Origin of the sequence: Pseudoalteromonas sp. RW-H-Ap-1 (assembly GCF_048318575.1) — a bacterium.
Taxonomy (GTDB): Bacteria; Pseudomonadota; Gammaproteobacteria; order Enterobacterales; family Alteromonadaceae; genus Pseudoalteromonas.
On sequence record NZ_CP166996.1, the window covers coordinates 3,427,166 to 3,440,804 of the forward strand.

The window sequence follows — 13,639 nt, forward strand, 5'->3', positions numbered from 1 at the left end:
TATATGCTAATAATAGTTTATTGAAAAAGTTGAAGGGTATGTTTATGTTTAAAGTAATCAAACGGTTGCTATTAATTGTTGTGGTTTTAGCGCTTGGGGGGACCGCCATTGTATACGGCGTGTTGACTCTAAGTTTACCTACCCTTGATGGTAAAGGCCGAAGCGATGCGGTAACGCAGCCAGTTAAAGTTGCTCGAGATACGCTTGGCCAAGCTGTTATTACTGCAGCTACTCGCCATGATGCTGCTTATGGCTTGGGTTATGCCCACGGGCAAGATCGCTTTTTTCAAATGGATTTACTTAGACGTAATGCCGCAGGTGAGCTCAGTGAGCTATTTGGTAAAGCCGCGCTCGCTCTTGATAAAAAAATGCGCTTTCATCAATTACGTAAACGCAGCCAAGCGATTTTAAAAACTCTCCCCCAAGCCGATAAGCAACTACTAAAAAGCTATGCACAAGGGGTAAACGAAGGACTTGCGCAAGTAGGGTACCCAAGTTTTGAATACCTACTTACAGGAGCTGAGCAACAACCATGGCAAAGCGAAGATAGTCTGTTAGTTATTTTTAGCATGTATTTAGATTTACAAACCGCTACCTTTGAGCGCGACCAAGCTTTAATTCAAATACAGCAGCAATACGGTGCAAAAATGGTTGAATTTTTAACCCAACCAAGCCAATACCAAGCAGCATTAGATGGCAGTATTTTAACACCTTATTCTCAAACTATACCTCAGTTACCAACGCAGCCATTAGCGGCGATTAAAAGCATTACTGCTAATTTAGAAGTAGGCAGTAATAACTGGGCAGTGACCGCAGATTTAACTAATACGCAAGCTGCGATGCTTTCAGATGATATGCACTTATCAATGGCGGTGCCGGTTATTTGGTATCGAGCGCAGCTTAATTACACTCATCACAATCAAGCTTATCAGGTAACCGGTGTTTCGTTACCAGGGGCGCCTGCCATTGTGGTTGGCAGTAATAATAAAATTGCATGGGGATTTACTAATGGCTATATAGATACAGCCGACTGGATTGCATTAACTGATAGCAGTAAAACATGGCAAGTAAATGAAGTGATTACCTTACCTAATGGCAACAGTGAAAGCTATCCATTAACGCTAAGTGAGTATGGCCCTGTTAAATACATTAACAATCAGCCTTATGCCTTAAGTTGGGCAGCGCATCAGCCGTATGCCGTTGATATGCAATTGTTGCAGCTTGAGCAGGCTGAAACAGTGGATGATGCCCTTAATATTGCAAGTAACGTGGGTATTCCGGTACAAAACTTAATGGTGGTAGATAGTCAAGGCAGTGCAGCTTGGAAACACATGGGCGGTATTCCTGCGCGAACAGCACCTAGTGAATTTGCCATTAATGAAAATGAATATTCAGCAACTTGGCAGCAAAATGAAGTTATTCGCCCGTTTGTTAAAAACCCTGAGAGTGGGCGCTTATGGACAGGGAATTCGCGAGTGGTCTCGGCTGAGGATAATGCGCGTTTTGGTAATGGCGGCTATGCCTTAGGTGCTCGTGCGATGCAAATTCGCGATCGGTTGTTTGAAAAACAGCAGTTTAACGAAGGTGACTTTTATCAATTACAGTTAGACAATCAAGCGCGCTTTTTAACTCCTTGGCATGGCTTATTACTTGAGCAGTTAAAACAGCAGCCAGAACACTATGCAGATTATATCAATGCACTGGATAACTGGCAGCAATGCGCCTGCCCAACCTCCGTTGGTTATACCTTAGTTAAGACGTATCGTGATGAACTAATAAATATTTTATTTAGTAGTATTGAAGCGAGTCTCAATAAGCAGGATGGTACATTGAGTTATGTAAAGCGCGATTTGGAGCCCACCGTTTGGCAGTTAATAAAAGCGCAGCCAGCAAGTTGGGTTAACCCGCAATTTACGAATTGGGAGCAGCAATTACAGGCAGCTTTTGAGCAAACACTCACACAGTTAACAGCAAAGTTTGGTAATAACATGCAAAATTGGCAATGGGGTAAAGTAAACGAATTAGCGATTGAACACCCATTTGCTAAACAAATACCTCTATTGAGTAAGCTACTAAATATGCCTACCGCTCCAGGGTTTGGTGATAGCTATATGCCTGCCGTACAAAAAACCAGTTTTGGCGCATCGCAGCGATTTATTGCCCAACCTGGACATTTAGAAAGTGCGATTTTAACAGTGCCTGGAGGGCAATCAGGGCACCCGCTTTCTGAGTTTTATCGAGCCGGTTTTGATGAGTATGTAGAAGGAAAGCACACCCCATTGTTACCGCAAACATTCATGCATCAAATTGAAATAGTGCCTATCAACGACTAGCTTTGGATGCAGAGTGAGCTAAATAAGTTGCTATCACGTTTTATAACCATGATTATTAATTATAGGGTTACAACAATGAAAAAATTACTACCGGCATTAATAACGACTTTACTACTAAGCAACTACGCGGCGGCGGATGACAACCCAGTTACAGCTAAGCAACTGAGCGAGCATGTATACGTCCTGTACGGACAAGGTGGCAACATTGCAGCCAGCGTAGGGGATGATGGCATATATATCATTGATGATCAGTTTGCCAAACTCTCAGACGATATTAAAAAAACCATTAGCGACTTAAAGCCAGGTAGTGCAGAGTTTGTAATTAACACTCATCATCATGGCGATCACACCGGTGGTAACGAAAACTTTGCTAAAGCCGGAGCCCATGTTATTGCCCACAATAATGTACATAAACGCCTAAAAGAAAAACATGGCGAAGGGTCGGATTACCTACCACGAATTAGTTTTGGTCATGATTTAACACTGCACTTTAATAATGAGCAAGCGCATGTTGTGCATTATCAACATGCTCATACCGATGGCGATGCGGTGATTTTTTTCAATAATGATAATATTGTGCACATGGGTGATATTTACTTTAACTTTGGTAGCCTGCCGTTTGTTGATGTAGACAGTGGGGGTAGCGTTGATGGTGTTTTAGCGGCGGTTGATGATGTGATTAATCAGATTGATGATAAAACCCAAGTTATTCCTGGTCATGGCCCGCTAAGTGACCGTTCAGGACTGATCACGTATCGTAAGCTGGTGCAAAAAGCGAAAGATGTTATGCTAAAAGCAATGCAAAATGACGCCAGTTTAGAGCAGGTACTTAAAGCAGATCCATTGTCAGAACTTGGCCTTGAATATGCTAATTGGTTACCTAAAGAGCGGGTAACCACACTTTTTTATCGCAGTTTAAAGTAGCGCAAAGCGCGAATAAAAACGCATAAACCTAATAAAGCTGAGCATGTGTTCAGCTTTTTTGATTCTTACATGCCCCAAGGAGTTGCGTATGTCGGCAGAAAAAACCCATCTTGAAATTTGTAACTTAACCCGAGAACAATACCCACAAATTAAAACCTTGATGGACGAAGCTTACCCCGACCTAGGCGGCGCATGGCCAAGCCATACTATTTTTAGACTCATCGATCAATTCCCTGAAGGGCAAATAGGTATTGTGGATGATGGCGTGCTGGTGGGTTTAGCGCTGAGTGTACAGGTAGATTATGCGCGTTTTTCAAACCCGCATACCTATGAAGATATTGCCGACGGCCACGACCGCGTATTTAGCGACACCACAGGGGATGCTTTATACGGTTTGGATGTTGCTATTAGTGAGCAATACCGTGGCATGCGTTTAGGACGCCGTTTATATGATGCGCGAAAAGAATTGTGCCGCCAGTATAATTTACGCGCTATTTTAGCGGGTGGACGTATTCCGCGTTATTACAATCACAGCAGTGAAATGACCCCGATGGAATACATTGCTAAGGTCGATCAAAAAGAGCTGTATGACCCCATACTCAGTTTTCAATTAGCCAATGACTTTCAGGTTAAACGATTATTGAAAAAATACTTACCTGAAGATCAGGAGTCGGTCGGTTATGCCACATTACTTGAGTGGAATAACATTATGTATGAGCCAACCGACACCGTTATTGAGTCAACTAAATCAATCGTGCGCGTAGGGGCTGTGCAATGGCAAATGCGCTGTGTTGAATCGGTTGAAGAGATGCTTAAGCAAGTTGAATACTTTGTTGATACGGTATCTGATTACAAAAGCGATTTTATTTTATTCCCTGAGTTTTTTAATGCGCCACTGATGGGATTAACCGAGCAAAGTAATCAAACCGAGGCAATTCGGTATTTAGCCGAATACACAGAGACCTTTAAAAACGCCATGTCGCGTATGGCGATAGAATACAACGCCAACATTATTACCGGCTCAATGCCGCTTGCCGAAGACGATAAAATATATAACGTTAGTTATTTATGCCATCGCAGCGGTAAAATAGACGAGCAACGTAAAATTCATATTACCCCGCATGAACAAAACGATTGGGTGATCCAAGGCGGTGATAAAATTGCTGTATTTGATACAGATGCAGGCCGTGTAGGTATTCAAATTTGTTACGATGTCGAATTTCCTGAGTTGTCACGTATTTTGGCCACCCAAGGTTTGGATATTTTATTTGTGCCATTTTGGACTGACACTAAAAACAGTTACTTGCGTGTACGCCATTGTGCCCAAGCACGTGCCATTGAAAACGAATGTTATGTGGTTATTGCAGGCTCTGTGGGTAACTTACCTGAAGTAGAAAGCTTAGATGTGCAGTTTTCGCAGTCGGCGGTACTAACCCCATCGGACTTTTCATTTCCGCACGATGCCACACTAAATGAAGCCACCACCAATACAGAAATGTTATTATTTAGCGACTTAGATATGGATAAGTTAAAAATTCTTCACAGTGAAGGGACAGTGCGTAACTTAAAAGACCGCCGTCACGATTTGTATGAAGTGATATTGAAAAAGAGAGATATTTAATGGCGTGGATGTATTTAATTATTGCTGGGTTACTTGAGATTGGCTGGCCTATAGGGTTAAAAATTTCTCAAACTCCTGAAACTCGTTGGCAGGGCATCGCGATTGCCATTGCGTTTATGGTCGCGAGCGGCTTTATGTTGTGGTTGGCGCAAAAGCAAATATCTATGGGCACGTCGTACGCAGTATGGACGGGTATTGGTGCTGCTGGTACGTTTTTAGTGGGTATATTATTTTACGGTGATGCCGCCACGTTTGGTCGTATTGCTGGTGTGTTAATGATTATTTGTGGTGTGATCACCCTAAAAATTAGTCATTAGTTATTAAAAAAAGCGCAGGTTGATACCTGCGCTTTTTTAGCTGCTCGGCAGCATTACCAATATCGCAGCCACTGCAATCAATAATAGCCCAGCGCTATCTTGGCGTTTTAGCGGTTGTTTTAACCATAAAACAGCAATCAATATCGTAAAAAATACTTCTATCTGGCCGAGCGTTTTTACATAGGCAACATGTTGCAAGCTCATTGCGCTAAACCAACCTATTGATCCCAAGCAACTAAATATACTCACCGTACAAGTCATGCCCTTATGCTGAAACATAGTTTTAAATGTATCGCGTTCCTTTAAGGCAATATAAATACACAGCATTAGTGTTTGTAAACTAATAACAAGCAATAAAACCCATGCAGGCGCATACGGAAAAGCAATCCCCGAACTCAAGCTGGCTTCTCTGATCCATGACGATGACAACGCAAAGGCGGTACCGCAGGCAAGTCCTGTTAATGCTGTTTTTAAGCTAAAGTGTTTCACATTGGCGATACCACTTAATAGCAATACCGCAATTGCACCAATAAACACGCCAAACCAACCAAGTAATGAAAGCGTTGAGCCAAAAAACAGCAATCCGAGTATGGCCGCCATAAGCGCTTCACTTTTAGCTAGGCCGGCGCCTACAGCAAAATTATTCATTTTAAATAATTTAACCATGAGTCCCGTGGCAATAATTTGCACTATGCTGGCACCAATAATGTAGCTAATAAATAAAGGGTTGAATGAAGGAAAGGGAGCATCTTGGTAATAATAAAGCGCATATAAATACAGCCCAGCAATAGGGCTTGCCATAATAAAGCGGGCTAATGTAACGCCAGCAATGCTCACATGAGTGCTTAATTTACTTTGCAGAGCATTGCGCCATGACTGCATAAATGCGGCAAAAATAGTCAGTAAAATCCAAATCATCTTAAACAACATACAATAAGCGGAGGAGTAATTTAGCAGTACTCTGGCATTAAAGCGACCATCAAAAAGGCATAATGAATATTCATCACCTGCGACAATTTGCCACAGTGACGCACTGCTTAAATCGGCTATAGTGTCTGGGATGTTACTACTAGCCGCCAGAACTCAGGTTATTTATATTTGGCGGCTTTTTTCTATTTGCTGTGTTATTTTGAGTTATAAAAAATAACTTGAGAATGATAATGACAACTTTATTAGTTTGCGCCTTAATGGCAGTGACTATGCCTTATGTTGCAAGAATCCCAGCTATTATAGAAATGAATAAGCTCGGTGGTTACGATAATAAACATCCGCGCCAGCAACAAACACAACTTACAGGACTCGGAGCACGGGCGCTGGCTGCTCATCAAAACTGTTTTGAATCGTTAGCGGTTTTTGCCGTTGCTTTGGCTGCTGTATTAGGCACAAACAATGTTAATGCCGTAACCGAAACTTTAGCGATGACGCATATTGTAGCGCGTATTTTATTTTGTACTTTTTATTATTTAAACCTCGATATTATTCGCTCGATCACTTGGCTGGTAGGCATGGGAACCGCTATTGGCATGATCGCCGTCAGTTTATAACGAGAATAAGCAAAAACCACAAAGCAAGCAGCCTAAAAGGGTGCTTGCTTTATAGTCTTAAACACTTATTCCCATTAATGCGATATGTTAACTCGCTCTATTAAATCACTTTTTGTAACTGTACTGTTGAGTGCAAAATCAAGTTGTATTAGTACGTTTTGTTGTCCCATTGATGAAGGTGTATATTGCCATTGCATCAGTGCTCTTTTTGCTTCTTTGTTAAAGACTGCTTCTGGTTCAGCTTTTACAACAGTAATGTTAGCTGTTTTGCCTGCTGGGGTTATGTCGTATTTTAATACCACTGAACCGCTAATGCCTTGTTCCGCCGCTTGTTTTGGGTAAAGCGGTTCGATTCGCATTACGGGAGCGATAGATGTTTCTTTTTTAGCTGATGCTTCAGGTTGCTTTGCTACTGCTAAGCCACTGAGCAAGCTTGCTGCTATAAGTAACGCGCTTCCTTTTGCTAGGCGCGAATGTGCGCCGTTATGTTTGATATTAGTAAGTCGTTGTAATATGGTTTTTTTATCTCCGTAGTGTGAATAAGCCATCAGACCCGCTGGCGCATTGGCAGCGCAGTTTACTAAGGCTTTGCTGTATAAAATTTGTTGCTGTGTGGTTTTATTACTTAGTACCCGTTCATCACAAGTTAGCTCTTGTAAGCGCCTACAGCTTGCGTATGCCATCCAAGCTAAAGGGTTAAACCACATTAAAATTGTAGCCAGTAATAGCAGCGCATTTGTTAGGTTATCTTTGCGTTTTATATGCACATTTTCGTGCTCTAAAATAAGCGCCAATGTGGCTTTATCAAACAGAGTATTGTAGTTGTGTGGTAAAACTAGCTTGCTATTTAGTACCCCAATTACCATAGGTGTTGCCACTTGATGACTAGTAAAGGTTTTTACCCCTGAGCTTATTTCTGCTTGTAAATTTGTTACTTCACAAAGCTGTAGGTTGCTTACAAATCGGCGGTGAATAATCCAAGTGGCGAATAAAAGCAGCGCCGTAATAACTACATAAAATAGCGCCCAGTTAATACTAATAGTGCTTATTAATGGTTGATTTGGAGTAATGATATAATGACTAATTGGACTGTTTTGTAATGGCCTAATTGCATTGGGTAAATTAGCGATAAGCAGCGAGGCTGGTATTAACCACACTAATTTATAAATAAGCTGCGAACCAATTGCTTTTAAGCCAAAGCGCTCAAGTAAAACAAATCCTGCAAACAACAGACTCAATAATAGTTGTTGCTCTATTAGCCAATTAAAGCTTGTTTGAATAACCATGAGAATCCCTTACTTTTGGTTTTTTTCCCAGTCATCTATGACTTTTTTAAGCTCGTTTATATCTTGTTGAGAGAGTTTTTCTGATTTTGCAAAACCACTTACCAACGGAGCTATACGGCCACTAAAAAAATGCTCAATAAAGTTCTGGCTTTCTTTTTGGGTGTAATCAGCACGATTTATACAGGGGGTGTAAATATATTGGCGGCCTTCTTTTTCGAAGCTAAGCGCTCCTTTTTTAACTAATCGACCAAGTAAGGTTTTAATGGTTTTTTCGTGCCATTGTTTATCATCACTCAAGCGCTCAATAATTTGGCTGGCATTAGCGGGGTAGCTAATCCATAGCGCATCGAGTATTTCAAATTCTGCTTTTGATAATTCGATCATTTTATTGCCTACAAGTGTAATCTTTAATTTAAGACTACACTTGTAATCTATTTTTGCAAGTTTATTTTATATTTTTTAATCGTATTAAAGTGAGGGGGTGGGGGTAGCGTGAGCTTATTAGCCTAAAATGTCGCTTTTATTAATTTTTATAAACTGGTTTTCAGGTAAATTTAAATGGTCTAATAGTAATTCACTTATTTGTACGCGGTATAAATCAATCACTTTGTAACCATAGTAATGCGCCATTTTACGAATTTGTCGATTTAGTCCTTGTTTTAAAATAATACTAAACTGATTGTCAGTGATTTTAGTCACCTCACACGGCAAAGTCATTTGCTTATCGACAGGGACGCCTGCAGCCATTTTTTCACAAAAATGCGCGTCTAATGATTTATTCACAGTGACTAAGTACCGTTTGGGTTGATGAAAGTCAGGGTGGATCAGCTGATTACAAAAATCTCCATCATTGGTCAAAATAATTAATCCGCGCGAGTCTTTATCTAGGCGACCAATAGGGTAAACACGGGTAAGTTGCGGCAAATGATGAATAAGGCTACTTGGGTCGTGTTGATTGAGTTTACAGTCAATCCCTACTGGTTTGTGGTAGGCAAAGTACACTAAATCGGCTGGGCCTTTAAGGGCGTGACCATTAACAATGACATTGTCGCTTTCGTCCACATGATCAATATGGTTTGCGGGGCGATTATTAACCATGACAACACCTTCATCAATCAAACGTGAGGCCTGCTTACGTGAGCACACGCCGGCATGCGCTATGTACTTTGCGAGTCGAATTTTTGGATCCATGATAGCGCGTAATTAAAAAAATCTGATCGCGATTATAGCAAAGCTGCGTATTGATTACTTGGACAGTTAATTTAACAGTAGGTAGGTTAATATGGGTATTCAATTTTCAGAACTAAAAAAGCATCAGCCATTACAAAAAGTGGTGGTTCATTCACTGGAGATGGCCTTGTATCAAGTGTCTGTTGTCATTAATAATGTTGAATACTATGTACAAGAAAGTGATGGTGAATTTGTAAAGGCAGTCAGCCCATTACATATTCAAAAACGCTTTGAAGATATTGCTTATGCGCAAATGATGCTCAGGCATACCAGCGCTTATGATGAAATGTGTGGTCAGCCGGAAAAAATTTCTAGCAATATGCTTGAAGTTCCCTTTGGACAAAATAACCTGTTTTAACATTAGGTATTTGCTAAAATAGGCCTATTTGGAACGCCCAATGTACCTATTGCATGCTGATAATACTGAGCAATTAAACCAAGCACTGCGCGCTAATATGCTTGAGTTTAATGCTCAACACTTCGACGCAGAGCGCCAAGCTCTTGGCTTTAAATATCTCAACAAACAGAATGAATTAGTTGCCGGTATAAGTGGTCATGTATTTGGCAATTGGCTGCTAATAAGTTGGTTGTGGTGTGCTGAATCGGCACGAGGTAAAGGCGTGGCTGACTCGTTGCTAACATCACTTGAAAGTGCGGCAATTGAAATGGGTGCCGTTCATGCTCAGCTTGACACCTTAGATTTTCAAGCCAAACCTTTCTATGAAAAGCGCGGTTATCAAGTTAAATATCAATTAAATAATTATCCGCTCAGCGGTACGCGTTACTTTATGGAAAAGCCGTTATTAGCGGCTAAATAATGCTGATTTGAATACTGCTCTTTTGCGGTTAAAGGCGTGCCATCAAAGCTAATTCCTAAAAACGGTGTTGCCTCCGGTGCTAACATAAACGTACGAATATTCATGTGATCATCGGCATTTTGGTTGTCTAGTACATCTTCACGGTAAAATTTACCAAAACAATCTAAGGTATTTTGTTTACTAAGACCGTTGAGCTTAGCAAATGCAAAAATTTTGCACGAACCGTTATTTTCACTCGCAGAGCTTAATAACCCATGGTTACTGAAGCTGCATGCTGTAAAAATATAGTGCTCATCAATAACGGCCATAGTATCAGCAAAGCTAATACTTTTTGGCTCATCAGCGAGCGTTGTTAAATAATCTGTGAGCGTCATACGCTGTCCTTGTTATTATAATATGGAGTTAATTAACTAACTCTAACTTATATTATTAGTAAAACAAGCATAGGTTATATTAAATGGGTTAACGCATGGATGTTGGTTATTTCAATATCAGCCAGCCCTTTATAGGCATAAGCTTGTGCTTGATTATTTAACCATACAGACTGACAGCCAGCATTGTTAGCACCTTGTACATCGCTATCAAGGCTATCACCTATGTGTAAAATATCACTGTTTTTGATACGTAAATGTGTTGCGGCTTGATCAAATAATGTTGTGTGTGGTTTGGCTTTACCATGCAAGCCAGCTTGTAACACCAGTTCAAATTTATCTTTTAAATTAAATCGCTCAACCTCTACATTACCGTTAGTAATGGCAATTAATTTGTAGTGTTGACTTAGTTTATCAAGCAATATTAGTACATCTTCGCTCACCGTAATATTGCTTCGCTCATCAGCAAACGCTTGATACGCCTTATTTGCATGATGCTCTATATCATCATCTTTAAAACCTAATTCAGACAACACTAAGCGCAAGGTATGCTTACGCCATTGTGTGACGTCATCAATAAGTTCTGGCTGCTGTAGTGCCGCGAGTTCACGGCATTGTTGCCAAAACTGTGGTCCTTGTTTTTTATAGCCTGGTAGCGCATTTAAATAATCAATTTGCGCCTGAACGGCTGCAGTTATGATAGGGCGGTTATCGTACAAGGTGTCGTCTAAGTCAAAACTTAGCACAGAAAAAGGAGAAATTGCGCGATTAAATCGGATCATAGTTGCTGCTCTAGTCGGTTCTTTTTTAGCACGTGGGTGGGTGTTATCGTACACCTTAGCTAAGTGCTGAAAATCTAAATGAGTATAAACTTGGGTTGCAGATAAACTACTGTGACCTAAGAGTTCTTGTACTGCTCGTAAATCCCCAGACGACTCTAAAATATGCGACGCAAATGAGTGGCGTAATTTATGCGGATGAACTTGCGAGCTAATACCTTGCTTAATGCCCCATTCCTGCATGCGTAAACGAACTTGGCGTACAGAAATGCGGTTTTTTTTGCTACTCAAAAATACCGCATGTTCATCTGAGCCCATAAATAGTGGGCGAACTGCTAACCAGTTCTTTAATGCCTCAAGTGCTTTGGAGCCAACCGGTATTAGGCGTTCTTTTGCGCCTTTGCCCCTTACTAATATTTCACCGCTACGAGTGTTTATATCTTGCATGTTAGTGCCAACTAACTCGCTAATGCGTAACCCTGATGAATACATTAGTTCCATCATTGCTTTATCACGCATGGCGAGTGGATCATCATCGGGTATTTCGAGTAAACGAGCCATTTGGTCAACATCAAGGTTTTTAGGTAATGGCCGCGCAAATTTAGGGCCTTTTATGCCCTGTGCCGGATTATGGTAATGCGCTTGCTCAGTAATATTTTTTGCTTTTAAAAATTTATACAAACTACGTATGCAGCTTAATTTTAAGCTGATTGTTCTGCCACTTAATTTTTTTGCCCGCAGTGCCATACTGTAACGACGAATATGCTCACTTTGTACCGTAAACCAATTGTCGCACAGTTTATTAAAGTACAAGGCGGCAAAGCCTAATTGGCTGACATACTGATTAACCGTGTGCGCCGAATACTGGCGTTCAAATTTTAAGTAATCACTAAATAATGTAATGGGTGTACGCCAGTTATCGCTTAAGTCGCTTAAGTCGCTTATATTTGGCGTGTTTTCGCTCATGCCAGTTCCAGTAACCGTATTTGCAATGAGCGCACAAAGTCTAATACAAATAAGTTATCTTGTGAGGGCTCAAAGTGGTTTTCATCGTGGCTGCCAAAAGCCAAAATTGCGTAGGGGTTACTCGGATCACCAATTAAATAAAGTGCGGTCGATTGGGTGTCATTGTTAAAGAGTAAGTCGCGTTCTTGCTGATTTACACGGCCTAAATAATGATTACTATCTGACAGTCGGTGCTTTACTAGCTCTTCAAAGTCACTGTCGTATCTAACGAGCTTGCACTCATTAATAGTCTGGCTCATACAAATAATATTACGTAAGTTACTGGCCAGTGTATTAAAGTCGTAATTACTCCACAGCTGTCGGTGACATTGGCTAAATAAACGATAAACCAGTTCATTCTGGGTCGCATTTTTGCTCATGCTGTCTATTTGATTTTTTAGCTGTGTATTGTGCTCGCGTAATTGACGCTGCTGAATATGCACTAATGAAGTAGCACCCTGTACTTGCTGTTGTAACTCAAGTTGCGCTAACAGCTTAGGTTGCTCAATTAAAAAATCAGGATGCTGTTGTAAGTAGTCTATTACTTGCTGTTTAGTTAACTCACTCATAATGCCACTTGCCCATCAAATACATGTTCAGCGGGGCCAGTCATACGCACTGGATGGCCTTCGCCACTCCAGCGCACTTGTAAGCTACCGCCGGGTAAATCAACTTGTACTGTGCTGGTAAGCTTATTTTGGATAAAACCAATCACCATGGCGGCACACGCGCCGGTACCGCAAGCAAGTGTTTCGCTTACACCGCGCTCCCATACTCTGAGTTTAATGTGCTCTTGAGAAATAACCTGCATAAAGCCAATGTTCGCGCGCTGCGGAAAACGTTCATGGTTTTCAAGCAATGGGCCTAGAGTATCCACTTGGGCTGTTTCTATATTGTCTACTTCCATAACGCAGTGCGGGTTGCCCATAGATACGGCACCACTAAAAACGGTATGTTCTTCTGCGCGAATAATGTAAGTCAGCTCACGTTTGGTTGCTTTGAGTGGAATTTTACTTGGCTCAAAATTAGGGTGACCCATATTAACCGTTACTTGGCCGTCTTTTTCGATATACAGGGTGAGATTACCTGACTTAGTCGACACGCTAATCTTATGTTTATTGGTTAAGCCTTTCATGCGTACAAAGCGGGCAAAGCAACGCGCACCGTTACCACATTGTTCTACTTCGTGGCCGTCAGCGTTAAAAATACGATAGTGAAAATCGAGATCCGGTGAGTAAGGGGCTTCAACCATCAGTAGTTGGTCAAACCCAATGCCGAAATGGCGATCGGCCAGCTTTTTGATTTGATCACGGGATAAAAAAACGTTTTGTGTAATGTTATCAATCACAACAAAGTCGTTACCTAAGCCGTGCATTTTGGAAAAATTAACTAACATAGCGCTCTAATTCGG

15 protein-coding genes and 1 pseudogene are annotated in these 13,639 nt (G+C 41.1%); 7 read left to right on the plus strand and 9 right to left on the minus strand.

Annotated elements, in window-relative coordinates:
• Positions 1 to 44: 44 nt before the first annotated feature.
• The 4 genes from AB8618_RS16275 to AB8618_RS16290 all read left to right on the plus strand — a co-directional run bounded on the left by AB8618_RS16275 (position 45) and on the right by AB8618_RS16290 (position 5,195).
• A complete protein-coding gene (locus AB8618_RS16275) occupies positions 45 to 2,333 on the plus strand; it encodes a penicillin acylase family protein (RefSeq protein ID WP_413401056.1) in 2,289 nt (762 codons plus the stop codon).
• 75 nt (positions 2,334 to 2,408) lie between these two features.
• Positions 2,409 to 3,257, plus strand: a complete 849-nt coding sequence (locus AB8618_RS16280) for an MBL fold metallo-hydrolase (RefSeq protein ID WP_413401057.1) — start codon at positions 2,409 to 2,411, stop codon at positions 3,255 to 3,257.
• Positions 3,258 to 3,345: 88 nt separating this feature from the next.
• Positions 3,346 to 4,878 (plus strand): bifunctional GNAT family N-acetyltransferase/carbon-nitrogen hydrolase family protein, encoded by a 1,533-nt coding sequence (locus tag AB8618_RS16285; RefSeq protein WP_010392609.1) that lies wholly within the window; start codon positions 3,346 to 3,348, stop codon positions 4,876 to 4,878.
• Positions 4,878 to 5,195 carry a DMT family transporter gene (locus tag AB8618_RS16290; RefSeq protein ID WP_010392612.1) on the plus strand — a complete coding sequence of 106 codons (318 nt, stop codon included), beginning with the start codon at positions 4,878 to 4,880 and terminating at the stop codon, positions 5,193 to 5,195. The genes AB8618_RS16285 and AB8618_RS16290 overlap by 1 nt, the downstream gene beginning before the upstream one ends.
• A 36-nt stretch (positions 5,196 to 5,231) precedes the next feature.
• Here the strand turns inward: AB8618_RS16290 and AB8618_RS16295 are convergent, their stop codons facing one another.
• Complete coding sequence (locus tag AB8618_RS16295) at positions 5,232 to 6,113, minus strand: multidrug transporter (RefSeq protein WP_409424322.1); 882 nt, start codon at positions 6,111 to 6,113, stop codon at positions 5,232 to 5,234.
• A 242-nt stretch (positions 6,114 to 6,355) separates the two neighbouring features.
• On the opposite strand from AB8618_RS16295, the gene AB8618_RS16300 reads away from it, so the two are divergent.
• A complete protein-coding gene (locus AB8618_RS16300) occupies positions 6,356 to 6,739 on the plus strand; it encodes an MAPEG family protein (RefSeq protein WP_054202884.1) in 384 nt (127 codons plus the stop codon).
• Between the two features lie 74 nt (positions 6,740 to 6,813).
• Here AB8618_RS16300 and AB8618_RS16305 read toward each other — a convergent pair whose 3' ends face one another.
• From AB8618_RS16305 to AB8618_RS16315, 3 genes are all read right to left on the minus strand, one after another.
• Entirely contained in the window at positions 6,814 to 8,025 is a 1,212-nt protein-coding gene (locus AB8618_RS16305) for a TonB family protein (protein ID WP_413401058.1), read from the minus strand.
• Positions 8,026 to 8,034: 9 nt separating this feature from the next.
• The gene (locus AB8618_RS16310; RefSeq protein WP_418157323.1) at positions 8,035 to 8,409 is read right to left on the minus strand and encodes a BlaI/MecI/CopY family transcriptional regulator; all 375 of its coding nucleotides are present in this window, start codon (positions 8,407 to 8,409) and stop codon (positions 8,035 to 8,037) included.
• Positions 8,410 to 8,526: 117 nt separating this feature from the next.
• Positions 8,527 to 9,216 (minus strand): pseudouridine synthase, encoded by a 690-nt coding sequence (locus tag AB8618_RS16315; RefSeq protein WP_413401060.1) that lies wholly within the window; start codon positions 9,214 to 9,216, stop codon positions 8,527 to 8,529.
• A 91-nt stretch (positions 9,217 to 9,307) separates the two neighbouring features.
• On the opposite strand from AB8618_RS16315, the gene AB8618_RS16320 reads away from it, so the two are divergent.
• Both AB8618_RS16320 and AB8618_RS16325 read left to right on the plus strand, forming a co-directional pair.
• Complete coding sequence (locus AB8618_RS16320; protein ID WP_008109023.1) at positions 9,308 to 9,613, plus strand: DUF6482 family protein; 306 nt, start codon at positions 9,308 to 9,310, stop codon at positions 9,611 to 9,613.
• A 40-nt stretch (positions 9,614 to 9,653) separates the two neighbouring features.
• The gene (locus tag AB8618_RS16325) at positions 9,654 to 10,073 is read left to right on the plus strand and encodes a GNAT family N-acetyltransferase (RefSeq protein ID WP_409424325.1); all 420 of its coding nucleotides are present in this window, start codon (positions 9,654 to 9,656) and stop codon (positions 10,071 to 10,073) included.
• Here AB8618_RS16325 and AB8618_RS16330 read toward each other — a convergent pair.
• The 5 genes and pseudogenes from AB8618_RS16330 to dapF all read right to left on the minus strand — a co-directional run bounded on the left by AB8618_RS16330 (position 10,037) and on the right by dapF (position 13,624).
• Positions 10,037 to 10,447, minus strand: coding sequence for a HopJ type III effector protein (locus AB8618_RS16330; RefSeq protein ID WP_409424326.1), 411 nt, complete (start codon positions 10,445 to 10,447; stop codon positions 10,037 to 10,039). The two genes, AB8618_RS16325 and AB8618_RS16330, sit on opposite strands and share 37 nt — an antisense overlap.
• A 74-nt stretch (positions 10,448 to 10,521) precedes the next feature.
• Entirely contained in the window at positions 10,522 to 11,226 is a 705-nt protein-coding gene (locus AB8618_RS16335; RefSeq protein ID WP_413401061.1) for an HAD-IA family hydrolase, read from the minus strand.
• A gap of 21 nt (positions 11,227 to 11,247) precedes the next feature.
• Positions 11,248 to 12,189 (minus strand): annotated as a pseudogene (locus AB8618_RS16340) (tyrosine recombinase XerC); the annotation flags it as partial.
• On the minus strand, positions 12,186 to 12,797 hold the full coding sequence (locus AB8618_RS16345) for a DUF484 family protein (RefSeq protein ID WP_413401063.1): 612 nt from the start codon (positions 12,795 to 12,797) through the stop codon (positions 12,186 to 12,188). The gene AB8618_RS16345 and the pseudogene AB8618_RS16340, both read right to left, overlap by 4 nt.
• A complete protein-coding gene (gene dapF, locus AB8618_RS16350) occupies positions 12,794 to 13,624 on the minus strand; it encodes a diaminopimelate epimerase (protein ID WP_413401064.1) in 831 nt (276 codons plus the stop codon). The genes AB8618_RS16345 and dapF overlap by 4 nt, the downstream gene beginning before the upstream one ends.
• Between the last annotated feature and the right edge of the window lie 15 nt (positions 13,625 to 13,639).